This window comes from Nocardia puris (assembly GCF_036051655.1).
Taxonomy (GTDB): domain Bacteria; phylum Actinomycetota; class Actinomycetes; order Mycobacteriales; family Mycobacteriaceae; genus Nocardia; species Nocardia puris.
In genome coordinates this window covers 2,215,888-2,239,247 of record NZ_CP107943.1, presented here as the reverse complement: position 1 = coordinate 2,239,247, position 23,360 = coordinate 2,215,888, and the positions used below count along the sequence as shown (strand labels likewise).

At 68.8% G+C, this 23,360-nt stretch carries 18 protein-coding genes; 6 read left to right on the top strand and 12 right to left on the bottom strand.

The window, feature by feature from the left end:
• Window positions 1-107 precede the first annotated feature (107 nt).
• The gene (locus tag OHB21_RS09995; RefSeq protein WP_195124557.1) at window positions 108-926 is read left to right on the top strand and encodes an alpha/beta fold hydrolase; all 819 of its coding nucleotides are present in this window, start codon (window positions 108-110) and stop codon (window positions 924-926) included.
• Between the two features lie 353 nt (window positions 927-1,279).
• On the opposite strand, the gene OHB21_RS09990 is transcribed toward OHB21_RS09995, so the two are convergent.
• The 6 genes from OHB21_RS09990 to OHB21_RS09965 all read right to left on the bottom strand — a co-directional run bounded on the left by OHB21_RS09990 (window position 1,280) and on the right by OHB21_RS09965 (window position 11,941).
• Window positions 1,280-1,555: a hypothetical protein gene (locus OHB21_RS09990; RefSeq protein WP_195142073.1), complete on the bottom strand. Its 276-nt coding sequence runs from the start codon at window positions 1,553-1,555 to the stop codon at window positions 1,280-1,282.
• Between the two features lie 121 nt (window positions 1,556-1,676).
• Entirely contained in the window at window positions 1,677-4,721 is a 3,045-nt protein-coding gene (locus OHB21_RS09985; protein ID WP_195142072.1) for an NACHT domain-containing protein, read from the bottom strand.
• Between the two features lie 119 nt (window positions 4,722-4,840).
• Entirely contained in the window at window positions 4,841-5,575 is a 735-nt protein-coding gene (locus OHB21_RS09980; RefSeq protein WP_328439888.1) for a transposase, read from the bottom strand.
• Window positions 5,576-6,789: 1,214 nt separating this feature from the next.
• On the bottom strand, window positions 6,790-7,710 hold the full coding sequence (locus tag OHB21_RS09975; RefSeq protein WP_113975257.1) for a hypothetical protein: 921 nt from the start codon (window positions 7,708-7,710) through the stop codon (window positions 6,790-6,792).
• A 293-nt stretch (window positions 7,711-8,003) separates the two neighbouring features.
• Window positions 8,004-10,601 carry a helix-turn-helix transcriptional regulator gene (locus OHB21_RS09970; RefSeq protein WP_113975258.1) on the bottom strand — a complete coding sequence of 866 codons (2,598 nt, stop codon included), beginning with the start codon at window positions 10,599-10,601 and terminating at the stop codon, window positions 8,004-8,006.
• Window positions 10,602-10,651: 50 nt separating this feature from the next.
• The gene (locus OHB21_RS09965; RefSeq protein ID WP_067513092.1) at window positions 10,652-11,941 is read right to left on the bottom strand and encodes an adenylosuccinate synthase; all 1,290 of its coding nucleotides are present in this window, start codon (window positions 11,939-11,941) and stop codon (window positions 10,652-10,654) included.
• Between the two features lie 273 nt (window positions 11,942-12,214).
• Here OHB21_RS09965 and OHB21_RS09960 point away from each other — a divergent pair, with 273 nt between their 5' ends.
• Both OHB21_RS09960 and OHB21_RS09955 read left to right on the top strand, forming a co-directional pair.
• Window positions 12,215-12,874: a hypothetical protein gene (locus OHB21_RS09960; protein ID WP_228789818.1), complete on the top strand. Its 660-nt coding sequence runs from the start codon at window positions 12,215-12,217 to the stop codon at window positions 12,872-12,874.
• Window positions 12,871-13,656 (top strand): site-2 protease family protein, encoded by a 786-nt coding sequence (locus OHB21_RS09955; protein ID WP_067513096.1) that lies wholly within the window; start codon window positions 12,871-12,873, stop codon window positions 13,654-13,656. The genes OHB21_RS09960 and OHB21_RS09955 overlap by 4 nt, the downstream gene beginning before the upstream one ends.
• Window positions 13,657-14,037: 381 nt before the next feature.
• Here the strand turns inward: OHB21_RS09955 and OHB21_RS09950 are convergent, their stop codons facing one another.
• The 4 genes from OHB21_RS09950 to OHB21_RS09935 form a co-directional block, all read right to left on the bottom strand.
• Window positions 14,038-15,132: an FUSC family protein gene (locus OHB21_RS09950; RefSeq protein ID WP_195125210.1), complete on the bottom strand. Its 1,095-nt coding sequence runs from the start codon at window positions 15,130-15,132 to the stop codon at window positions 14,038-14,040.
• A gap of 76 nt (window positions 15,133-15,208) precedes the next feature.
• The gene (locus OHB21_RS09945) at window positions 15,209-15,658 is read right to left on the bottom strand and encodes a DUF3151 domain-containing protein (RefSeq protein ID WP_067513161.1); all 450 of its coding nucleotides are present in this window, start codon (window positions 15,656-15,658) and stop codon (window positions 15,209-15,211) included.
• A gap of 1,142 nt (window positions 15,659-16,800) precedes the next feature.
• Window positions 16,801-17,436 carry a hypothetical protein gene (locus tag OHB21_RS09940; protein WP_195126390.1) on the bottom strand — a complete coding sequence of 212 codons (636 nt, stop codon included), beginning with the start codon at window positions 17,434-17,436 and terminating at the stop codon, window positions 16,801-16,803.
• Between the two features lie 462 nt (window positions 17,437-17,898).
• On the bottom strand, window positions 17,899-18,237 hold the full coding sequence (locus OHB21_RS09935) for a hypothetical protein (protein ID WP_157115872.1): 339 nt from the start codon (window positions 18,235-18,237) through the stop codon (window positions 17,899-17,901).
• A 291-nt stretch (window positions 18,238-18,528) separates the two neighbouring features.
• Between OHB21_RS09935 and OHB21_RS09930 the strand changes: the two genes are divergently transcribed.
• Window positions 18,529-19,152 (top strand): Rv0361 family membrane protein, encoded by a 624-nt coding sequence (locus OHB21_RS09930; protein WP_147265889.1) that lies wholly within the window; start codon window positions 18,529-18,531, stop codon window positions 19,150-19,152.
• A gap of 98 nt (window positions 19,153-19,250) precedes the next feature.
• A complete protein-coding gene (locus tag OHB21_RS09925) occupies window positions 19,251-20,294 on the top strand; it encodes a fused (3R)-hydroxyacyl-ACP dehydratase subunits HadA/HadB (RefSeq protein WP_195125183.1) in 1,044 nt (347 codons plus the stop codon).
• A gap of 19 nt (window positions 20,295-20,313) precedes the next feature.
• Here OHB21_RS09925 and OHB21_RS09920 read toward each other — a convergent pair whose 3' ends face one another.
• A complete protein-coding gene (locus OHB21_RS09920) occupies window positions 20,314-21,777 on the bottom strand; it encodes a DUF4185 domain-containing protein (protein ID WP_067513102.1) in 1,464 nt (487 codons plus the stop codon).
• Window positions 21,778-21,914: 137 nt separating this feature from the next.
• Between OHB21_RS09920 and OHB21_RS09915 the strand changes: the two genes are divergently transcribed.
• A complete protein-coding gene (locus tag OHB21_RS09915; protein WP_232331878.1) occupies window positions 21,915-22,232 on the top strand; it encodes an excalibur calcium-binding domain-containing protein in 318 nt (105 codons plus the stop codon).
• 1 nt (window position 22,233) lies between these two features.
• Here the strand turns inward: OHB21_RS09915 and OHB21_RS09910 are convergent, their stop codons facing one another.
• Window positions 22,234-23,352: a BTAD domain-containing putative transcriptional regulator gene (locus tag OHB21_RS09910; RefSeq protein ID WP_067513106.1), complete on the bottom strand. Its 1,119-nt coding sequence runs from the start codon at window positions 23,350-23,352 to the stop codon at window positions 22,234-22,236.
• Between the last annotated feature and the right edge of the window lie 8 nt (window positions 23,353-23,360).

The window sequence follows — 23,360 nt, the reverse complement described above, 5'->3', positions numbered from 1 at the left end:
ACCTTCGCGCTCAGCCGATACGCGTGGCGTGCCCAGGTGCGGCGGGCGGTGCGCGAACACCGGTCGGTACCGTTTCCAGGAGTCGAGCCAGAGGTGGAGGAGCAAGCATGGAGACCGTCACATCGGCGGACGGGACCGTCATCGCCTACGACCGGATCGGGGAGGGTTCGGCGGGGACGGTCATCGTGGTCGGCGGCGCGCTCAGCTTCCGGAAGTTCCCGAAGATGGTGCGGCTGGCCGAGCGACTGGCCGCCGACCACGGGCTCACCGTGCTCAACTACGACCGGCGCGGGCGCGGCGACAGCGGCGACACCCCCGGCGTGTACGACGTGCGGAGCGAGATCGACGACATCGGCGCGCTGATCGAGGCGGCGGGCGGTTCGGCGGCGCTGCTCGGGTGGTCATCGGGCGCGGTGCTCGCGCTGCAAGCCGCCGGATCGGAGCGGGCACCCGGCGTGACGAAGGTGGTGGCGTTCGAGCCGCCGTACGTGGTGGACAAGTCCGGGCACGTGCCGCCGAAGGACGCCGACGCGAAGCTGCGCGCGCTGGTCGCCGCGGGTAAGCGCGGCAAGGCGGTGAGCTACTACCTGCGCAAGATCATGGGCGTGCCGTGGACGATGGTGTCGGCCATGCGGATCACCCCGTACTGGAAAACCCTGAAGGGCCTGGCGGATTCAACGCCTCACGATTGGACGGTGCTCAGCCCGTTCGCGCGGGGGGAGAAGCTGCGCGGCGTCGAGTGGGCGCACGCCGACGTGCCGGTCCTCGTGCTCTCCGGTGCACAGAGCGCGGCCACCCTGAAGACCGCGGCGAAAGCGATCGCCGCGGTGCTTCCGGACGCCGAACATCGCGAACTCGACAAGCTGGGCCACGACCCGAACGTCGACCTGATCGCCGCACCGGCGGGCGAATTCCTCACACGTTAGGCAACTTCGACGCCACTTGGCCCAGATGGACGACGCGTTCATGGACGGCAACGGCGAGGTACTCGGGCTGCTCGGGCCGGACCTGTTCGGATCGGCCGATTCGCTGCTCGATAGGCACCCGCGTCACTCACGCCCAGCGCTGACACTGCCGGACCGGCCCGTTGAACAGCATCGACGCGTCGTCGAAGTACCGCGTTCGGCGCGCCACGCATGCCGCGCGGACCGGTCCGATGCTCGCGCCCGGGTCGCTGACCCAGCGGTCTTGCGGGACTCGGACTTCCGCCACGCTCCACACGAATCACACGATCCGACAACCACATTCACCCGAGGCGGGTGCCCATCGCCCAACCGGCTCACGGAGGGTGCTGCCGATAGAACTCACACACCTCACCGGTGAGCAACCCATCCATGCACGCGAAGTACGTCTGAATACAACTGTTGGTGGTGCACCCGAGCTCCCGCAGCCGCTCCACCAGATCGAGGTTCCGCTGCTGCTCCGGATTCGGCGCCGGCGCCCCCGGCACCGACGTCAGCGTCTCGCTCACCGGCACCGCCGTCCCCGGCTCCGAGCACGCGGCCAGCGCCAGCACGACCACCGCCGCGCCCATCACCACACCACGCACCATCATCGAACCTCCGAGAACACCTCCGATTTCGCCAGCGTAATCCCATTCGCGAGAGGAAGCTCGCACGGCGTCGAGATCCATCAACCTGCATGCGAACGAGGAGGAATCAACACCGCCACGCGTGCTATTTCGTCTTCACCAACGCCCAGAACTTCTTGATCCGAGGATCCTCAGAGTCTTCATCGAGGATATTCGTAGGCCCAGATTTAAGCCTGAGACGAACCTTTCGCGCGCCTCTAGCGGCAAGAGTTTCCACACGAGCAAGATCAGCATTCTGCAGGTTGTCAATGAACGGCTTCCACTCGTTCGAATATTCATGAGCCCAGCTCAGACGGTGGTCCTCCGGCTGATAACTGTCTTTGAGAATCAAGGTCGTGTGGGCGTATTCCAAATTCTTCAGATAGTGACGTGTGGCCTCCAACCTAACCGGTATCTCGGCCACTGCCTGTTCGCCTGCATCCACCACTTCGGCGCCACTGGACCGCAGCGCCCTCAAGATTTCTGGACGCCGGTAATTGTATTCCCCATTCCGGAACATGAGTTCGACAAGATCTTTGTGATGCACACCGGTGAGCCCCTTTAGATCCGCATTCGAGGACGGCACAGTCATCTTCTTGACCTTAGTTTCCACGAGTTCGAGGCGCCAACCGGAACCGGTGGGCAATACCAGAGAATCTATCCGGCAATCAACTAAGCTGACATTTTCCACATTGACCCTGCTGAGATCGAGCGGATCCACAAAGGCAGCACCTACAATTTGCGCGCCCGGCATATAGCCTGCAGCCGCTATAACAGCAGACCACATGGCGCCAAGATTCGTAGCCGCGACCGCGTCATGAACAACACCGTGACGCCGATCTGTTGCTTGAAACTTATTCAGCGCACCTACAATGGCCGAAAGGTCCGAGGAAGCAACTACACTGCTAACCGTCGCAGATCGCCACTCCGTTCGAGCCATCAGCCTGTGGAACGACCCGAGTTGACCTTCACTGAGGTGGTTCGACGCCATGCCGGCGAGGAAGTTGTCGAAAAAAACTTCATGCTGAAACCTGAACCGCGTCGGACCGCGCGTACCCGATTCCGAAGTCAATCCGCAGAGAACTTGCAGACGTTCTCGAAGCCCGGTACGCTCATCCAACTCATCTACATCAGACAAACCCAATGCCATAGCAGCCGCTAGCTCGAGGTCGCCTGAGTCTACTTCTCGCTCGCGGCTGTCGACCATAATTTCCGCGACATATTCGAATGTGCGTTTGAGTTCTTTTCTATTCAGTAGTCCGGTACCGCTCTCCTCCGAGTACGCCAGCTTTCTCTCTTCCCGAACTATATAGTAATTTAGAAGTTGCTCGGTAAAAGACAGTTCCTGACTTGAGGTTTCATAGTCGCCAGAGAGACACATCTCCGCGAACGCCCGGGCAAAGAACGGGAGTCCCAGTAACAAGCGATCTCGCCCGGAGAGCCTCAGGAATAGATCGGCCGAAAGACCATAGTCCTTCAAGAAGGAAAGGACCTCATCGGATGACCAACGTTGCACTTCGGCTATTCTGTGACGCACAGCGGCGTTACCCGTCTTGGTCGCACGCTGCACACTTGAACGATACTGATTCACATAGAATGACGAGCGCGCTGAAACCACCAATACACCCCGGCCGCCGAGGGCGTCGAGCCAGCCCTGCAATGAATCGAGTGCATCACTATAGGCAGCTCCGCCGAGTAGCTCGTCGAATCCGTCGATGAGTAGCGCAATCAGACCATTTCTACACAACGCCTTGACTCGCTCGTCAGTCAAGTTTTGAGTCAATGCAACTGCGTCGTTGACGGCCGCATCCAAGTTGTCGAGCACCCGACCGGTGGACCGGACATAGAGAAACAGTGGGGAATCGCCACCGTTCTTTCCCGTCCCATTCTCCACTTCGTATGCCCGATTCCTGGCAGCTTTCACCATCGCCCGCGTCTTACCTATGCCGGCCTCACCGTTTATGAAGACGACCTGCGTCTGCCCCTTCTCGACCCCTAGATCTTCGTCGACACCGTCGATCAACTGTGAGAACATCTGCTTGGCAGGATTACCGCCGCCATATTCGGTCACCATCACATGTGCTTCACGGTGAGCCTTAACGTCAGATTTCCAACCCAGATGCTTTACTTCTTCTTCCGCGAATTGGCGCTCGATATCGTCGAGCTTGTAGCGGAGTCGACTGGCAATGATAGGCCAATTGGCCAGTTGCCTCAGGTACTCTCGATACGGGACCCATCCTTGCTCACTCTGCCACTGGGGCCCGTCCGGACCCAGACGAAAGTAGTCTCTACGCGCCTGCACGCCTTCGCTTACGGATTTTCCCCACTCGTACCCGAAGCCATGATCGTGCTCGAAGTACTGTGGAGCGAGGTACGCGACATCAGAGAAGGCGCTGAGATCGCTCTCGACGTCCGCGCGGAATACCTCCAGCACAGAGTCGGGCACCCGCTTGCTGACCAGCCGCTGCCGCAGTAGATCAACTAGACCTTCATCGACGACGACTCGCCTGTAATCGTGCGTTCCAAACTCCAAGAATACTGGCTGCCCGCCGTGAAAATTGGAGTATACACACCATACATCGGCGGAACGCGCGAAGATGAACGGCCATAGCGACACGCTCACACCCGGCCAGGCCAAGGTTGGGCGAAGAAGCCGGCTTTCATCGACCTCCACGAGGTTGACCTCAGCCTCGGAAAGAAGTAGTGCGACTTCGTCGGAAATGGCACGAACCAGCTCCTCGACAATTTCAGAAAGTCCATCAGGGATAGCGCCACCATGACTGACGTGATCGCGGAGGTTCTTTGTCGAGCGAATCATCGGAGGCGCATCAGGAATTCCCAGATCGTAGCGGGACAGAACCCGATCCAACACTGAGTTCAAGTCGGATCCCAGCGTTCCAGATGGCGCCTGCTCAAAACTTCGGCGAAGATTCCTGAGCAACGAGACCCATTCGCCCAATCCGGGAGACCTTCCGATGCTCACCGTTGGCAAACCTAGCGAATGAAGAGATGATACTGCAATCAGCGCCAAGAACCTCACCTGAAAGTCCAGGGCTGAGAAGCTCTCATGCACGCTCAGCGGCCTGTCTGCCGAAGTTCTCGCATATGCTGCTTCAATTCCACGAAATGCGGCTAAAGCAGAGCTGGTCATAGCGAACCTCTACACTGTTGTGCGGCTTGCGATTCACTCGCCGCGAAATCTGTGAGTAGAAGGCTAAGGGATGTCCCGTAAGTCTGACTCGGTGACAGTGCCGGTCCACTGGCCAGGAATCAGCAGGCGTGGGCAAGGTTGGCCAGCCTCGCCACCCCGGACATCGCGACACTCACCCCATCACCGCGCAACCGGCAGTCGCGCAATATCTTCCAGGTCTTCATCCGGGCGAAGGCATGCTCGACACGGGCGCGGACCTTGCGGTGGGACTTGTTGTGTGCCTGTTTCCATTCCGGCAGCTCGACACCAGGCGAGCGGCGGTGCGGGATGATCAAGCCGGTGCCCTGGTAGCCGCCATCAGCGATCACCACCGCGTTGCGGCAAGCCTCGGCCGCACCGGACTCGGTCCAGGCCCGGCAGTCGTTGCGGTTGCCCGGCAACGGCCGCCCGAGCGCGACGACGAGCTCGGTGTCGGCATCGATCACGACCTGATGATTGGTCGAGTACCGGTAGTTCTTACTCTGGGCGGCGACCTTGTGATCACGGGTCGGGACCAGGGTCCCGTCCACGATCAACACCGCACCACGGCCGAACCGGGCCCGGGGCCGTAGCGCCAACGCCGGCCCCAGGTCATCGATCACCCGGGCCGCGGCCGATTTCGAGACCCCGAACACCGCCGCGAGCTGACGCATCGTGAGGTTGGTCCGCCAGTAGGAGGCCACCAGCAACACCCGGTCTTCGAAACACAACCCCCAAGGCCGGCCCCGCAACGGCCGATCAGCGCCCTCGCGCCGCAACTGGGTGATCAGGCGAGCGAACGTGCGTGGTCGCAGCCCGGAGAACAACTCCACCATCACCGGGTCAGACGCCGAGTTCACCACCCGCGACACGATACCCGTTGCCGCTCAACGGCTTACGGGACATCCCTTAGCACCGCCCCCTTGCGCATGTGTCACTGTTGTCGCTTACGCCGACCTCAGATGCATCAGACGTACGCGACTTCCCAGGACAGACTGTTCCCCACTAAACAAGCAAACGTGGTCGAACCATATAATGCGAAATCATCGTTTTGCAGTCATCGATTCCGAAACTTCTGAAACAAATACCCACCTATCTCAGACCTGCGTGGCGAGGTCCTCGCGGAAGGGAGGGCGGCATCGGTGACAGCCTGGTCGACGTACTTGGGGACGTCGTAGAAGTCCACGTAGGCGCCTCCTTCGACCACCACGAGCTTCTTCGGGCCGAGGGCGCGGGCGCGAAAGTTCGGTCGAGTGCCAGAGCGAACAGCCTCGCCGCCCGCGACGATGAAGACGGGCTGAGCGAGCAGGTCCTCCCCCAGGTCGAAGGCGAGGATGCGGGGATGCCGTGCGCGGCGAGGTGCCGGTTCTTCGCGTTGGGGTGCTGGGCGCGCGGGTGAGGCAGTACCACAACTAGCCCGGCACCCTGGGACCCATGGCCTCGCCCTCACTCCGCCCCGGCCAGAAGTGCGGATGGACGCGGCGGAGTGAGGGGCGCGCATTTGCGTGCCCGAGGCAGTTCAGCGCGGAAGGTGCTGTGCCGGAGAGTGTTTACGATAAGACCGCCGGCCAGATGGCCGCCTCGATACCACGCGCACCGCCGGCCACTCTGCACGCCGCTGGCGTATTCGCCGGGGAGGTCATCCGCACAGGAACCGGTGCACGTCCTAGAGCAACCTGCTACCTCGGCGACCGGCGCCGTCGCCCGCCACGACGGCAGCCTGGAGGCCGTGTGTGATGCTCTCCGCCCGGACGTGCGGGTGCTACTTCGAATCCGCACGGTAGCTCGAGCCGCCGGCGCCCCTGGAACACGCTGCTTGGGCCAGCGGCAGGGAGGCCGCGAGCGTCAAGGACACCGCTGCGCGCCGGGCATGGTCATCACCGAATCCGCCTCGGTGATCGCATCGTCGAGGCGGTCCTCGTTCACCGCGCCCGCCGAAGAAGCCCGACCTGCGTGGCGACAATCTGCGGGTGCTGTGGAAGCGCCGGGGGCGCGAGCCTCCACGAGTTCCCGGGCCGTGGGAGTAGGAGGGTTGGCGGCGAGCGCCGGCTCAGATCGTCGCGCCGTAGCTGGCGCCGGCAGTCCCGCCGAGGATGCCGCCGACCACCCCGCCCGCGACGGCGGCGGGGATGCCGAGGGCGGCGGCGCCCGCCGCGGCGCCGACGCCGAGGCCGATGAGGGCGCCCGCTCCGGCGGTGGCCGCGCCGGCACCGGCGATGACGGGTACCGCGCCGGCGAGGACGGTGGGCAGGGTGGCGACGGCGGCGGGGCCGGTGGCGGCGGCGACCACGCCCGCGATGGCGGCCGCGCCGGCGGCGGTGGCGCCCGCGCCGACGATCACGCCGATGCCGGCGCCGACACCCGCGCCGAGGGCGCCGCCCGCGACGCCGCCGACGACGGCGGCCGGGACGCCGGCGATGGCCGCGCCCGCCAAGGCCCCGCCGACCGCGCCCGCGGCGGTGGCGGCGGCGATCTTGTCGGAGCGGCTGGGGTTGATGCCGACGGAGCGGCCCTGGGTGGCGATGAACGCCTCCACGTCGGCGGCGGTGCCGTTCACACCGCCGAGGAGGTCGTCGGGCACCTCGTCCGGGACGGGGGTGCTGAACTCGCCGACGCGCAGGGTGCGCGGCGGCGGGGCGATCGGGGCGACGGGCTCGACCGGCTCCGGCAGGTGCAGGTCCTCCACCGCGATGGGCGGCGGGGGCGGGGCGCTCGGCGAAGGAGCCGGGCGCTGCTGCGGGCGCAGGTGCTGGACCGGCGCGTCGTCCGAGGGGCCGGGGCCGGTCAGGTTGTCCTGGTTCGGTGCCGCGACGCCCGGCTGCTCCGGTGTGGGAGCGGGCGCGGGCGCGCTCGGCGTGGTGACGCCGGGCTGCACCGGCGCCGGATCGGCGAGTGCGGTGCCCGCGCACGCCACGGCGATCGCCAGCGGCAGCGCCCCCACCATCGGCCGCACACCGCGCCGGCCGTTCATATCTCGATTACGCCGCGCCACAACACCCTCACTTCGGTTCGAGCACGCCACGTCCCCGCGTGCCGTGCGCAGGCACGATAGCCGTCATCGATCAGATGCTGTCAAGTCGCCGGTTATCCCCAGGGCCGCCCGATTCGACCCGATTCCGGCACATTCCGGCCGCTCGGAACAATCATCCGCACATCAAGATCATTTGCTGAAAAGTGACTATCACCGCATTGCGGAACCGAACCGCGGAACCTCCGGCCCGGATCACTCCACACCCATCCCCAACCGGCGCAACGGCCCCCAACTCACCGCGACTCCCCACGGATCAACGCGGCGAGGGACTCGCGATCCGTCACATCCATCTTCGTGCACGCGCGGTACAGATGCCCCTCGACGGTGCGCACCGATACGGTGAGGCGGTCGGCGATCTGGCGGTTGGACAACCCCGCCGCGACCAGGTTCGCGATCTCGCGTTCGCGGGCGGTGAGCGGGAGGGGTTGGGCGGTCTGGCGCAGCGCCGGGGTGGCCGCGCCGCCGCAGGCCGCGGCGAGGCGGTTGGCGTTGGCGGCGGATTCGAGGACGCGGCGGCGGTCGCCCGCCCGCTCGTGCGCCGAGGCGGCCTGGGCGGCGGCGTCGGCGGCGGAGAGCTGCGCGCCGATGGCTTCGAATTCCGCTGCGGCGGCGTCCAATCCGGGCCCGTCGTGCGCGGCGAGCGCCACCGCGTGTTTGGCCTGCGCCTGCACCAGCTGTCCGTCGATGCGCGCGGCGAGATCGGCGAGCCGGCCCGCCACCGAATGGTCACCGAAGCGGGCGGCCGCGTGCAGCGCCATCGCCTCGATGGCGTGCTGATGGGAGCGGGCCGCAGCGTCGGCCGCCCCCAGCGCCAGTTTCACGGCCGGGGTGACGCTGCCCTCGGCGGCCGCCGCGCACGCCTTCGCGATCTGCAATTGCGGTTCGTAGACGGCGCTGTGCCGCCCGCCCCGGCGCACCGCCTCCGCGATGGACTCGGTGGCGTCGCTGCCGCGCCCCAGCGCCGAATACGCTTCGGCCAGGCGCACTCTCGCGGGGAACAGCCAGGCCGCCGCGCCCTCGGTGGTGAGCGCGGCCAGCGCCTGTTCGAGGTTCTCGATGCCGTCGAGGAAGCGCCCCTGCGCCACGTCGACGGTGCCCTGCAGGATCTTCGACATCCCCCACGCCAGATACTGTCCCGGCGCCGAGTATCCGAAATACGAAGTGGCGCAACGCCTCGCCGCTTCGAGCTCGCCGGTGAAGGTGAGCGCCAGCACTTCGGCGTGGGTGGACATGAACCGGTTGAGCCCGTCGATCTCGGTCTCCACCTCGTGCCCGCGCGCGGTGTATTTGCGGGCCGCCTCCCCTTTGCCCATGAGCGCCAACGCGAGTCCGCCGCCGAACGCCGCCCACCACACCGCCCACGGCGGCGCGTCGGGCATGGTCATCACCGAATCCGCCTCGGTGAACGCGTCGTCGAGGCGGTTCTCGTTCACCGCGCACGCCGAGGAGAGCCCGGCCAGCGTGGCGACGATCTTCGGGTGCCGCACCCGGGCGCGCACCTGCGCGAGCACGTCGTCGGCGCGATCGGCATCGCCCATGGCCCACAACAGATTCGACACGCGGGTGCTGCCCCAGCGGGCCAGCTGGACTTCGTTGAGCTGGTCGGGATCGAAACTGGCCAAGGTGCGTTCGGCCTCGATGCGGTGCCCCTGCCACAGCAGCGCCCGCGCCAGCAGATCCGCCGATTCCACACCGCCGCGCCGTTCCACCGCCGCCCGCGCGAACCGCTCGCCGAGCGGCAGATTCGCCAGTCCGATCGCATCGGCGGCCGCCGCCTCGAACAGTTCGAGATCGGCGGATTTGTCACTGTCCAAAGCCAATTCGGCCAATCGGATGCGATCGGCGGCCGAGTTCACCGGGCGCTCCTTGAGCGAGGAGTACAGCCGCCCACGTAGTCGCCGCGCCGAGGCGATTCCCAATCGGCGGCGGATGACCTCGCCGAAGAGCGGATGGTTGTAGCGCACGATCAGCTGGTGGGAGTTCTCCACCACGCGGATCACGCCGCGCGTCTCGGCCGCCTCCACCGCGTCGTCGCCGGCGAGTTCGGTGAGCACGTCGAGGTCGATCGGCTCGCAGAAGGTGAGCAGTTCCAGCACGCGCAGCACCGGTTCGGGCAGCTGCTCCACCCGATCCTCCAGCAGCGCGGCCAGTTCCGAGGTGACCGCGGCGCGCCCGCGCAACTGCCACACGCCGTTGACCTGCCGCAGCGTGCCCGCCTCCAGCGCACCCTCCACGAGATGCCGCAGGAACAAGGCGTTTCCGCCGGAGGACTCCCACATCAGGTTGGCGGTGAACCCCTCCAGCTGCCCGCCCAGCATCGATTCCACCAGCCGCACGCTCTGCGGCTGGGTGAACGGCCGCAGGTCGACGCGCAGCAGATGCCCGTCCTTCCACAGCGAGGTCACCGCGTCGGGCACCGGCACGCCGCTGCGCACGGTCGCGACGATGTGGGCCGCCTTGTCGATCGCCAACTGCAGCAACAGCGTTGCCGAGAGCTGGTCCAGCAGGTGCGCGTCGTCGACGCCGATGATGGTGTGGCCCTCGGCGAGCAGGGCTTCCCGCGCCGCCGCCATGTACGCGACCGGGTCGTGCGCGGTGTACACGCCGACCATGTGCGCGAACACGCCCAACGGGATGCTGCGCGCCGATTCGGTGCCCGCGACCCAGCGCACGCTGCCGCCGACGGCGGCCGTGGCCTGCCTGGCCAGGGTGGTCTTGCCCACCCCCGCGTCACCGGTCAGGATCGCGCCGACATACGCCGGGCCGGTCAGCGCGGAGCGAATCGTCTCGAACTCGCTCTCCCGCTCGATCATCGGCCAGTTCCGAGCCATGCGTCAACTGTAGATCTTCGCGGTTCACCACGGGTGAAACCGCCGGTGGCTCAGCCCAGCACGTCGTGGCGCACGATCGTCTGATCGCGGCCGGGACCCACGCCGATGCAGGAGATCCGCGCGCCCGACAGCTCCTCGAGCCGCAGCACGTAGGCCTGCGCGTTGGCGGGCAGCTCCTCGAAGGTGCGCGCGGCGGAAATGTCCTCCCACCAGCCCGGCATCTCCTCGTACACGGGCTTGGCGTGGTGGAACTCGGTCTGCGTGGTCGGCATCTGCTCCACGCGCTCGCCGTCGATCTCGTAGGCGACGCACAGCGGCACCCGCTCCAGGCCCGAGAGCACGTCCAGCTTGGTGAGGAAGTAGTCGGTGATGCCGTTCACACGGGTGGCGTAGCGGGCGATCACGGCGTCGAACCAGCCGCAGCGGCGGGCGCGACCGGTGGTGACGCCCACCTCGCCGCCCTGCTTGGCCAGGAATTCGCCCCACTGGTCGAACAGTTCGGTCGGGAACGGGCCCGAACCGACGCGGGTGGTGTAGCACTTGAGGATGCCGAGCACCGTGTTGATCTTGTTCGGCCCGATGCCCGAGCCGACGGCCGCGCCGCCCGAAGTCGGGTTGGACGAGGTCACGTACGGGTAGGTGCCGTGGTCGACGTCGAGCAGCGTGCCCTGCGAACCCTCCAGCAGCACGGTCTCGCCGCGCTCGAGGGCCTCGTTGAGCTGCAGGCGGGTGTCGGCGATGCGGTGTTTGAAGCTCTCCGCCTGCGCCAGCACCTCGTCCACCACCTGCTGCGCGTCCAGCGCGCGGCGGTTGTAGATCTTGACCAGCACCTGGTTCTTGAACTCGAGCGCGGCCTCGACCTTCTGGGTGAGGATCTTCTCGTCCAGCACATCGGCCACGCGCACGCCGACGCGGGCGACCTTGTCCTGGTAGCAGGGGCCGATGCCGCGGCCGGTGGTGCCGATCTTCTTGTTGCCGAGGAAGCGTTCGGTGACCTTATCGATGGCCACGTGGTACGGCATGATCAGGTGCGCGTCGGCGGAGAGCAGCAGGCCGCTGGTGTCGACGTCGCGCTCCTCCAGGCCCGCGAGCTCGTCGAGCAGCACGCCGGGATCGACCACCACGCCGTTGCCGATGACGTTGCGCACGCCGGGAGTGAGGATGCCGGACGGGATCAGGTGCAGCGCGAACTTGTCACCGTTGGGCAGTACCACGGTGTGACCGGCGTTATTGCCGCCCTGGTACCGGACGACCCATTGCAGTCGGCCACCGAGCAAATCGGTAGCTTTGCCCTTACCCTCGTCGCCCCACTGGGCGCCGATGAGGACGATTGCCGGCATCGTGGTGTCTCCTACGGTTCGACGCGCAACACACCTGTGTTGCAGCTACCTGCCGTACTGAGGCGGTGGCCGGAAGCACAGCTTACCGAATGCCCCTGGCCACCTCGGCGACCAGGCACCGCCGCCGGGTCACAGTAGCGACTCGGGCCGGGCGGGACCGGATGATCGCGACTATGGTGGCTCCGGGCGGTCCCGGGGCAGCGAGTCCGTCCGGCGAGCGAAGGATGTCGACGGGCGAGTTGTCGGCGGGATTCGAGGAGGGTGTACGGCAGTTTGAGTACCCACGTTGTCCGCTGCGACGGCGCCCCCGTCCCGATCGCCCTCGCCGCGCTGCCGACCACTCAGACGGCGGCCCTCCCCGACCCGGCCGTCATCGATGAACTCCTCCCGGTGCTGGCCGCCGACAGCCTGCCCCGCCTGATCGTGCTGGGCGAGGACGCCGGATTGGCCGCTGTCCTCACCCATTTGATGCGCACCGAACGACTGCACGTGGAGATCGGGTACGTGCCCGTCGACAAGACCTATGGTTCCCGCGCGTACGAGACCGGCACGGGGAACGCCGCCGCCAAACGGGCGATCGAGGGCAAAGCGCGCGAAACGCCGCTGATCCGGGACGACACCGGCAAGGTGCTCATCGGCCGCGCCACCCTCAACGGCGTGGAAGGTGCGAAGCTGGAAGGTGAAGCGTACGTGGACGATACGCTGCTGTTCACCGGAAAGGTCACGGCGATGCACGTTTCGCCGACGCTGCACATGCCCGGCGTGCGGGCGACCGTGGAAAAGGGTATGCGCAAACGGCGTTGGGTCGAGGGGCGCGCCGCGCAACTCGGCACCGTGGGCGCGGTGGTGACCCGCGACGGCATCACGACCGAACGGCCCGTGCCGCGCTCCACGTTCTACCGGCATCACGAACCCTGGCTCCTGGTGCGATGAATTACTCCCTGCCGCAACGGCGTTCGGGGCGGGGAGCCGTGCGGCCCAGCCCGGTGTTCCTGCTCGTCCTCGCCGTGACGCTCGGCGGCGGTGTGCTGGCGTGGCTCTCGGACTACGGCTCGACCGAAGCCAAGGTCGGCGTGTTCGTGATGGTGGTGGCGGGGTGGATCGTCACGCTCTGCCTGCACGAGTTCGCGCACGCTTATATGGCGTGGCGGGCGGGCGATCACGAAGTGGAGTTGCGCGGGTATCTCACGCTCAACCCACTGAAGTACTCGCATCCGCTGCTGTCGATCGTGCTGCCGGTGGTGTTCATCGCGCTCGGCGGTTTCGGCCTGCCCGGCGGTGCGGTGTACGTGCACACGCACAGCGTGAGCGCGCGGATGCAGCGGATCATCAGCGGCGCGGGCCCGGCCGTCAACGCGGCGTTCGCGGTGGTGCTGCTGGTGATCGTGGAGATCTTCGGCAGCCAGACCTCGCATGCGGCGTTCTGGTACGGTCTGGCGTTCCTCGCCTTCCTGCAAGTGACGGCGGCCGTGCTGAACCTGCTGCCGATCCCGGGACTCGACGGCTACGGCATCCTCGAACCCTCGCTCAGCTACCGGACGCGGCGGTCGCTGGACCAGCTCAAACCGCTCGGCATGCTGCTGCTCTTCGCGCTGATCCTCACACCCGCGATCAACGGGCCGTTCTTCGATTTCATCTACACCGTGTGCGGGGTGTTCGGCGTGGAGTCGTCGTGGATCGCGCGCGGCGCCGGTCAAGTGCGGTTCTGGCTGTGATCCCCCCGGTCGCCCGGCTCGCGGCGTGAACCGGGCGACCTTCTCCGCCGAGCCGCCGTGCCCACCCGCAAGGCCACCGTATCCAGAGAACGGGTGTTTCGGCAGCGTCGCGCGAAGTGTGTCGACCGCGACACCCCTCGAATCACCGCGGTCTGGATAGGACAGTAGGGGCGCTGGTCGTGCGGGTCGTGAGTAGTGGACTACCCGAACAGTGGGGTGTGCGGGGCGTGGAATGTTCGGGCAGAGCCGGATTCAGCGAGTAGAGGTGCTGATCGCGCCTGGTGGGCGGGGATTCGCGGGAGGTGTGCGCACATCGGATCCGTCCGATGCCGATTCGGTTGCCGAAGGTATCCCGGGCCCTGATTCAGCCGTCAGAGAGCGTCAATCCTCCGGCCGCACATACGGATTGGGAACCGTGGGCGGCAGCAGCGCTATCGCCGAGATGCGGTTCATCCCGCACACCTGCATCAGATCGACCACGATCGACCGCACCTGGGCGAACACCACGTGCGCCGAAAGTCCCGCGCCCTCCACCAGTTCCGGGCGGGCCGCCTTCGCGACCGAACGCAGCACGCGGGCGGCCTCGGCCTGGTCGGGTTGTTCGCCGGGATCGGCGAGCATCATCTTGCGCACCACCTCCACCGACTGCGCGAGCCGCTCCACCTCGTCGATCAGGCGCGGGTCGAGGATTTCGTCGTCGCGCACCAGGGTGAGCGAACGGCGCAGCAGCACGCGGGTGTTGCGGATGGCGTTGTCGAGCGGGTCGGCGGTGGCGCGGACGCGTTCCAGGCGGGCCCGGGAATTCCAGTACAGCGGTGAGATCCGGCTGATCTCGCGGCCGCCCTCCAAGCTGGAGCGCAGCGAATCGATCTTGGGCTGGGTGTCGCGCGCCTGCGCGAGCGCGTCGCGGATCTTGTCCGGGTCCTGTTCGAGCAGGCCGTCGGCGCAGTCGGAGAGGGCCTTGCCCATCACGGCGAGGATGTCGGCCGCGTGCTCACGGGCGCGGCGCACCGGGTGCAGCGGGATCGCCGCCACCACGATCACGCCCACCAGGCCGCCGACCAGCGCGTCGATCATCCGGGAGACACTGCCGCCCGCCGAGGGCGGCATGAGCGTGGCCACCAGTACCGCCGAACCGGCGGCCTGCATGGTGATGACCGAACCGCCGTCCAGGAACACGGCCAGCGCCATCGCCACCGCGACCACCAGCGCGATCTGCCACGCCCCCGAGCCGACGCCCGAGATGAACAGATCGCCGATGCCGATGCCCACCGCGACGCCCACCACCAGCTCGAGCGCGCGTTTGATGCGCGCGCCGAACGAGATGCCGATCGACACCACGGCCGCGGTCGGCGCGAAGAAGGGCTGGACGTGGCCGATGATGTTGTGCGCGACGAACCAGGCCAGCGCGGCGCCGAGCGCGCACTGCACGATCGGCAGGGCGGACAGCCGCAGCCGGGCCGACGCGCTGCGCAGGCGTTGCAGGCTGTCGGCCTTCGCCGTGCCGAAACGTCCCGCCGCGGGCGGGCTCGGTACCGCGCTCACCCGCCGCTCAGTCGAGGCCGAGCTCGGCCGCGGCGCGCGGGTCGCAGTCCTCCAGCAGGTCCAGGCAGCGGGCGTACTCGTCGGCCTCGCCGACGGCGCGGGCCGCCCGCGCCAGCGCGCCCACGCTGCGCAGGAAGCCGCGGTTGGGTTCGTGGCTCCACGGCACCGGGCCGAAACCCTTCCAGCCGTTGCGGCGCAACAGGTCCAGGCCGCGGTGGTAGCCGGTGCGGGCGAACGCGTAGGCGGCGACGACGTCGAGGTTGACGACCTCGTCCGCGCCCGTCACACCCCCGCGCTCCAGCGCCGCCTCCGCCAGGTGCGCCCACGCGATCGAGGCCGCCGGATAGTCCGCCGCCACCCGCACCGGGTCCACGTTGTCGAGCAGCGCTTCCTCCGCCTCGGAGATTTCCGGGAGGAGCACAGGCTGCGGTCCGAGCAGATCACCGAACGAAGTCATGCGCTCATTGTGCACCGCGTGGGGACGGGGGTGGGGTGGGGAGCCGTGCGGGGGCACCATGCGCATGAACGCGGGCAGCACGGGCTCGGGTGCGGTGGGAGCCCGTGCGGGACCGGCTGCGCCCCGGTCCGGGCATCCACCAGTGGTGGACGTTGCCGGTTCGAGCCCTCAACACCGCCCGAAAACCAACGTCACGTTGTGCCCACCGAACCCGGCGCGGGCCGCGGCGCGGGTAAAGACCGTGCGGTGTTCGCGCTGGCTATTAGGCTGGCGCACGAGTTCGATTGTTCAGGCTGAGCGAGGGGTAGTAGGTGTCCGACCCGAACGACAACAAGAACCGGGCCGACGGCGGCGCTGGTTCCGCCGAACAGGCCGCCGCGCGGGATGCGCGCGGTGAGAACCCTGCGCCGCAGGACACCGCGAAAGGCGGGGCGCGTCCCGGTGACGGCGCGGGTGGGGGTGCGCCCAGTCGTTCCGGCGCCGACGCCGATTCGCCTGCGGGACAGGCGGATTCGCGCGGAGGTGATGCGCCGACCACCGAGATCCCGCAGAGCAGTCGCGCTCCGGGCACCTCGGGAACAGCTGCGCCGGAGGCCGTCGGCGGACGGGTCGAGGATCAGCTCGCCGACGCGAAGACCACCGAGATCCCGCGCAACTCGCGCGGTGACGAGGAACCGGTGACGGAGGGCGGGGACGAGTCCGCCGCCGAGGGACCTGCACCCGTGGTGGCACCGCACGGTGATGTCTCCGGCTCGGACACCGCGGGCGAGGGTGGAGCGGCGGGTGCGGAATCGCGCAATGCCGGTTCGGCAGAGGACGCGAAGACGGTCGCGTTCCCTCAGGTGGCCGCGGGAGGTGGGAGCACGGCAGCCGGCGGCCCGGGTAACGAGGCTTCGGCCGGTGGAGCCGGCAGCGGTGCGGTGACGGGTTCCCAGGAGGCGGACGCGAATACCGAGGCTGGTGCGAATTCATCGAGGACCGAGGGTGACGCGGGAGCGGGGGATGTACATAGCGCTGCGGCTGCGGGCGCGACAGCAGCTGCCGCCGCGGGTGTAGCGGCCGGGGCCGACGGTGACGCGGAGCCCGCGCGAGGAGCGGCAGGCAACGGTCCGGCCACCGGCGGTGCGGCAGCCGGGGGCGCCTCAGCCGGCGGTACAGCAATCGAGGGTGCGGCGGCCGGGAACGCGGCAGCTGGGGCCGAGAGCGCGGCGGCCCCACCCGGGAACACGACAGCCGGAGCCGAGAGCACGGCAGCGCCCGGAGGTCTGGAGGTGGCCGGGAGCGCCGGTGAGCGTGGGGCGGACGCGGCGGGTTCGGAGGGGGCGGATGCCGAAGACGCAGGCGCTCAGGACTCGGAAGAGGGTGCGGGGCAGGGGGATTCGGAGGTTCCCGAGCCCGGGGCCGAGCACGCGACGATGGTGATGCGGCGGGTCGATCTGCTCGCCGATGACGAGGACGGCGGGGCGGGGCCCGACGCGCAGACCGTCGTGATGCGGCGGGATCAGCAGGGGGAGCCGGATATCGCCGGGGCCGACGCGGCGACCGTCTCGATGCCGATCGCGCCGCACGCCGGTGACGCCGACGCGCAGACGGTGGCGATCCCCGTGCAGCGCCCGACCACCGACCGCGTCGTTCCGCCCGGCCAGCGCCAGCCCTTGAGCAAGCCACCGAACACCCCGCGGCCCGCGTCGGGTCCGCGGCAGGCCGGACAGCAAGGCGCGTCCGGTCCGGTGCAGGGACCGTCCGGCCCGCAGCACCAGGGCCCCGGCGCCTCCCATCAAGGGCCGCGCGGCCCGCAGGCACATGCTGACCCGGCGGGCTCAGGCCGACCGGGCCGTCCCGAAACCGACGCACCCCGGCCCGCCGCTTCCCCGCAGGGTGGCAGCACCCCGCAGGGCGACGGTCCCCGACCGGGTTCCGACGCGCCGCAAGGTTCCGGACCACAGCCGGGTGGTGGCGACCGGTCGGCCGACGACAAGCGGGACTCCGGCGCGAGCAAGCAGGGCCCGAGTGCCGCGGCGCTCGGTGCCGCGGGTGCCGCCCTCGCGGCCGGCGCCGCGGCCGCCGCTACACCGGGTCCCGGCGACGGACCGAGTGGATCGCGGCACGACCACGGCGGCGCCCCGCAGCAAGGACCGGCCGAGGCCACGCACGATTCCGAGGCGGGTCGACCGGGCGGCTCGGCAGCCGATGCGGCAACTGCTGCGGGAGGCGCGGCCGCCGCCGCGCAGGATGCCGGATCACCGACTGCCGCCGGTCCGCAAGGGCGTGGACCCCAGCAGGGCCCGGGGCAGCGCGGGCCCGGTGGGCCGCAGGGGCCCGGACCCCAGCAGGTCGCCGGTTCGCCGCAGGGCGGTCCACAGCACGGGCCGGGCGCACCGAAACAGGGCCCAGGTGAGGCACCGCTCGGGCCGGGCGGGCCGCAGCAGGGGCCCGGCCAACGTCCGGGCTCGCAGCAAAGTGCGCAGCAGGGTCCGGGGCAACGCGGGCCCGGTGGGCCGCAGGGGCCCGGACAACAGGGCAGCCAGCCGCGGCCCGGGGCGCAGCAGGGGGCCGGTAGCCAGCAGGGCCCCGGACAACAGGGTCCCGGCGGCCCACAAGGCCCCGGCCGGCAAGGCGCCGGTGGGCCGCAGGGACGGGGACCCCAACCGGGCGGACAGCAGATCACCGGCTCGCCGCAGGGCGGGCCCCAACAAGGGCCGCCCAAGCAGGGCCCGGGCGGAGTGCCCCTGGGTCCGGGCGGGCCGCACCAAGGTCCCGACCGGCGGCCAGGTCCTCAGCAGGGTCCGGGTGGTACACCGGGCAGTCCGCAACAGGGGCAACCCCAACCCCCGCACCTGACGAAACCCGCTCCCCCGCACCAGGACGACGTGGAGACGACCAGACCGTCGTCCACTCCCCCTGGCGCACCGCGACCGGGCTCCGCCCCTTCCCCCGCGGACCAGAATGCCACCCGCCCCGCAGCCTCCCTGGCCGGACAGGGCCGGGCGATCGCACCTCCGCAGCGGGTCGAGCCGGCGGCGGCGAAACCGGCGGGCGACACGCCCGGGGAGCCGGGCCGTCCGAAGAAGTGGTTGCTGGCGGTGGGCGCCGCCGTGGTGGTCGCGGTGCTCGCGGTGGCCGGACTGGTGGCGCTGCTGACGGGTGGCGACAGCCCGGAGGAGCAGGTGCGCGCCACCATCTCCGACTACACCGGCGCGCTGCGCGACGGCGATCTGAGCACGCTGCGCAGCAGTACCTGCGGCTCGCTGCACGAGTACTACCGCGACATCCCCGAGGAGCAGTTCGCCGGCGTGCACCAGATCTCCCGGGAGCAGGGCACGGTCCCGGTGGTGGACAGCGTGGACGCGATCCGGATCACCGAGGACACCGCGATCGCGCAGGCCACGGTGTACACCGAGGCCGATCCGGGCAACCGCACGCAGCGCACGTTCGACCTGCAGCGCACCGACGACGGCTGGAAGGTGTGCGACCCGCCCGCGGCGAACCCGTAGGGACATCGAATCGGTAGGTGTGACCACCCTGGTAGACGGTGCGGGTGGTCACACCTACTTGGTCAGCGGACCGGTACGGCCAGTAGCATGGCCCGATCATGGGCAGGGAGCAGACGATGGCGCAGCCGGACACCGGCACAGTGGACACGGCGACGCTCGCGGGACGGCGATTCCTGGTACGCGACCACTACGAGGTCGGCAGGGAGAAGATCCGCGAGTTCGCGAGCGCGATCCAGAACGCGCACACGGCGCATCACCGCGCGGCGGACGCGCTCGCGCTCGGCTACCCCGGCGTGGTCGCGCCGCCCACGTTCGCCTCGGTGATCGGGGTGGCCTGCACACGCGCGCTGCTGGATTCGGTGCTCACCGACTACCACCTGACCCAGATCCTGCAGACCGACCAGGTTTTCGAGATCCACCGCCCGATCGTGGCGGGCGATTCGATCCGCACCGGCATCGTGATCGAGTCGATCCGCCAGTTCGGTGACAACGACTTCATCACCGTCCGTTTCGAATTGGTCAATCAGCACGGCGAGCTGGCGCAGGTGGGGTCGACGACGATCGTGGCCCGGCGCGGCGCCGAGATCGACCCGAACCTGACACAGGCGGTCGAGGCCATCTACATGCATCCGCGCCCCGCGGGCAGCACCGACCCGAGCGCGCTGGTCGACGCTCCCGACGCGGTCACGGCCCCGGCCGCACCGGCCGCGCCGGTGCACACCCGCCCCGATTTCGACGCGCTGTCGGCTGGTGACGTGCTCCCCGCGGCCACCGCGAGCCTCACCCGCGGCGACCTCACCAACTACGCGGGCGTCTCCGGCGACCCGAACCCGATCCACTTCAGCGAGAAGGCCGCCCGGCTGGTCGGCCTGCCGACGGTGGTGGCGCACGGCCTGCTGACCATGGGCCTCACCGCCGACTACGTCACGTCCTGGCTCGGCGACCCCACGGCCGTCGAGAAGTTCAGCGTGCGGTTCTCGGGTTACGTTCCGGTGCGGGCGGATTCGGCGAGCGAGATCGAATTGGGCGGCAAGATCAAGTTGCTCGATCCGCGGCGCCGCGCCGCCACCATCGTGCTGACCGCGACCTCGGAGGGCCGCAAGCTCTTCGGCCGCGCGGTCGCCGAAGTGCGCCTGAGCTGAGGTTCTCCGAAACCCCTTGTCACTCTTCGATTTCGGCGTGCATCAAGTACACGTTGTAATCGCTCCACGTGGTGATGTTGAAGTAGAGGTCCGACCCCGTCGACCACGGGTGGATGAACCCGCCGTAGAGCTCCGGGTAGTCCAGCACGGTCACCGTCGGCGACGGCTCGGACCACACTCCTTGCGGTGAATCCGATTCGCGCACCACGATCGCCGCGCGCGAGGTGTCGAGATAGCTCATCTGCCAGACGTCGCGGCTCGCGTCGAACCGCACCGACAGCTCACCGGCGGGCGCGTGCACCACCGGCGTCGCGCCGCCCGCACCGCCCACGGGCGTCCACTGTCCGTCGCGCCAGTACTGGTAGGCGGTGACGTTGAGGATCTGGTCCTTGGCCACCCGCGCCAGCCCCACCGCGCCCAGCCGGGTGTTGGGCGTGCCGAACATGTAGACGTGGTCGCCGTGCGGAACCATCGCGCTCACTTGGAAATTCGACAGCCCGAAGATGTTGTCCCAGCGCGCGTGCGGGTCCTTGGTCCAGGTCTGCCCGCCGTCGTCGGAGTAGGCGATGCCGCCGTAGTTGGTGTAGAAGGTGCCGGGCAGGCTGTGCCAGGTGCGGATGGACATGTAGCTCAGGTACTGCCGGTCGCCGAGGGCGAAGCCGGAGGTCGGGATGGTGGTGATCTCGACGTTGTCCATCTTGCGGCTGGACAGGATCTCGGCGGCGTGGCAGCGGCTGTCGGTGACCATCCGGTCGTAGGTCATGCCGTCGGACAGGTCGCGATCGGAGCTGAACGCCAGCACATTGCTGCGCCAGTCTCCGCCCATGCCGCCGGGCGGGTGGAAGCCCTGCCCCACGGTGTCGCCGAACGCGACGGCGATCTCACCCGGCGCGCTCTCCCACATGATGCCGAGGTCGGTGCCGTCCACCTGCCAGCGCTTGTCGGTGCGGTTCACCGAGTTCGCGCCGGTCTGCTTGGACACCTCGCGCACGTTCCTGACGCGGGGCGCGGGCCGCTGCGCCGACACGGGCGCGGCTTCGACGGGTGGTTCGACGCGCTCCGGGGGCGGCGGCACGTCGCCGGGGTCCGGACCGGGCCCGGGGACGGCGAAGTGAAAAGGCTGGGGGTTCAACAGGATTTCGGGAATCCCGAGCTGTGTGGCCAGGCTCGGCGGCGGCTTCGGGCCGTCGGTGAGGTCGGGGCACGGGTTGACGCACGGGTCCTCGGGCAGCGTCATCTCGGTGCGCACGGGCTCCGGATCGGGCCGCTGCGGCGGCAGCACCGTGATCACCGGATACGGCACAGGCACCTCGAGCGTCTTGGGGATGAGCGGCTCGTGCACCGGCGCCGGATCGGTCGCGCACGGCCCCGCGCCCGGCACCGGCGGCTCGGGTTGCGCGAACGCGATCGACCGATCGCCGTACAGCAACGCACCAGCACCCAGCACCACGGCTCCGACCGCGGCCAGCACCCGCTTGGCCATGCACCAACCCCTCGACGCTCCGCCGAACGCAATCGGGCTAGACCCTACCGGGCGCGCGGCGAATCCACCGGAAACGGATCGAAATACACCGGGCAGCACCCTCGCCATGCGGCTCGGACGGGAGCACGATGGAAGATGTGAACAGCTCGCCCACCCGCCGATGGGCCGCCGCGGCCTGCGGCGCGCTCATCCTGGCCGGCACCGCGGCCGCCGTCGCGCAACCCCCGCCCGGCGCCCCGCTCACCCGGCCGTCCGACCATCCGATTCCGACCGAACGCAACGGTCCCCGCTACGGGAACCAGCCGAAACAGGACAGCGAGGAAGACCAGCCGCGCCGCGTGCCCTACATCAACTGCACGCAGGTGATCAACGACGGCGCGTGGCCGCTGTATCGCGGGCAGCCGGGCTATTCGCGGCTGCTGGATCGCGACGGCGACGGCATCGCCTGCAACTGACTCAGGACACGGCCTCGAAGGTCAGGATCGTCGCGCCGATCCGGATCGCGTCGCCGTCGGCCAGCAGTGACCCGCTCTCGATCGGCTCCTCGTTGATGTAGACGCCGTTGGCCGAATGCAGATCCTTGATGAGCAGGCCGGCCCGGCTGGGCATGATGTGCGCGTGGTACCGGCTGGCCTTGGGGTCGTCGAGCACCAGGTCGTTATCGGTCATCCGGCCGATCCGCATGCCGCCCATCGCGATCGGCAGCACGCGCCCGTCGGCCATCCGCAGCTGCCCGCTGCGCACCGCGCGCGGCACCTCGGTGACGGTCTCGGTCATGGCGGCCGCCAGCCGCTCGGTGCGCTTGAACTCGACGGTGTTCAACGGCTCCTGGCGCAGCACCCGCTGTTCCAGCTCGACCAGAGCCGGGCCGGGATCGATGCCCAGTTCGTCGGCGAGCACGGTGCGCACCCGGCGGCAGGCGTCCAGGGCGTCGGCCTGACGGCCCGACAGGTACAGCGCCGTGATGAGCTGGCCCCACAGCGGTTCGCGCAGCGGATGCTCGTTCGTCATCGAGACCAGTTCGCTGATCACCGAAGCGGCACGGCCGCAAGCGATCTCGGCGTCGATCCGGGCCGCGACGGCGAGCAGGCGCTCCTCGTCCATCGCGGTGGCGAAGCCCTCGGCGAATTGCAGGCCCGCCAGATCCGAGAGCGCGCGCCCGCTCCATTCGCGCAGCGCCTCGCCGAACAGCTGCGCCGCCTGCTGATGGTCGCCGCGGTCGGCCGCCTTGGCCGCGCTGTCGCGGGTAGCCTCGAAACGGCCGATATCGCAGGCTTCCTCCGGGATCTCCAGCCGGTATCCCGACGACTCGGTGCGCAGCACCTGCGCCGGATCGACACCGGAATTGCGCAGCGCCTTGCGGATGTTGGAGACGAACACCTGCAGGCTGGCGGCGTAGGAATCCGGCGGATCCTCGTTCCACACCATGTCGGCCAGCGCGGCCGAGGCGACGGCGCGCCGCCGGTTCACGGCGAGCGCGGCCAGCAGAGCTCGCGGCTTGGGCCCGCCGACCGCCACCGGCTCACCGCCGACGAACAACCGGACGGGCCCGAGCACACGCACGTCAAGACTCATGAGCTCGG

Bases quoted from the DNA above. Each gene is read 5' to 3' on its own strand.
- OHB21_RS09995 (WP_195124557.1), top strand. From the start codon at position 108: ATGGAGACCGTCACATCGGCGGACGGGACCGTCATCGCCTACGACCGG.
- OHB21_RS09990 (WP_195142073.1), bottom strand. From the start codon at position 1,555: ATGATGGTGCGTGGTGTGGTGATGGGCGCGGCGGTGGTCGTGCTGGCG.
- OHB21_RS09985 (WP_195142072.1), bottom strand. From the start codon at position 4,721: ATGACCAGCTCTGCTTTAGCCGCATTTCGTGGAATTGAAGCAGCATAT.
- OHB21_RS09980 (WP_328439888.1), bottom strand. From the start codon at position 5,575: ATGGTGGAGTTGTTCTCCGGGCTGCGACCACGCACGTTCGCTCGCCTG.
- OHB21_RS09975 (WP_113975257.1), bottom strand. From the start codon at position 7,710: ATGAACGGCCGGCGCGGTGTGCGGCCGATGGTGGGGGCGCTGCCGCTG.
- OHB21_RS09970 (WP_113975258.1), bottom strand. From the start codon at position 10,601: ATGGCTCGGAACTGGCCGATGATCGAGCGGGAGAGCGAGTTCGAGACG.
- OHB21_RS09965 (WP_067513092.1), bottom strand. From the start codon at position 11,941: ATGCCGGCAATCGTCCTCATCGGCGCCCAGTGGGGCGACGAGGGTAAG.
- OHB21_RS09955 (WP_067513096.1), top strand. From the start codon at position 12,871: ATGAATTACTCCCTGCCGCAACGGCGTTCGGGGCGGGGAGCCGTGCGG.
- OHB21_RS09945 (WP_067513161.1), bottom strand. From the start codon at position 15,658: ATGACTTCGTTCGGTGATCTGCTCGGACCGCAGCCTGTGCTCCTCCCG.
- OHB21_RS09940 (WP_195126390.1), bottom strand. From the start codon at position 17,436: ATGGGAGGCGCCGGGGCCCTGGTGCTGCGGGCCGGACGGTCCCTGCAC.
- OHB21_RS09925 (WP_195125183.1), top strand. From the start codon at position 19,251: ATGGGCAGGGAGCAGACGATGGCGCAGCCGGACACCGGCACAGTGGAC.
- OHB21_RS09920 (WP_067513102.1), bottom strand. From the start codon at position 21,777: ATGGCCAAGCGGGTGCTGGCCGCGGTCGGAGCCGTGGTGCTGGGTGCT.
- OHB21_RS09910 (WP_067513106.1), bottom strand. From the start codon at position 23,352: ATGAGTCTTGACGTGCGTGTGCTCGGGCCCGTCCGGTTGTTCGTCGGC.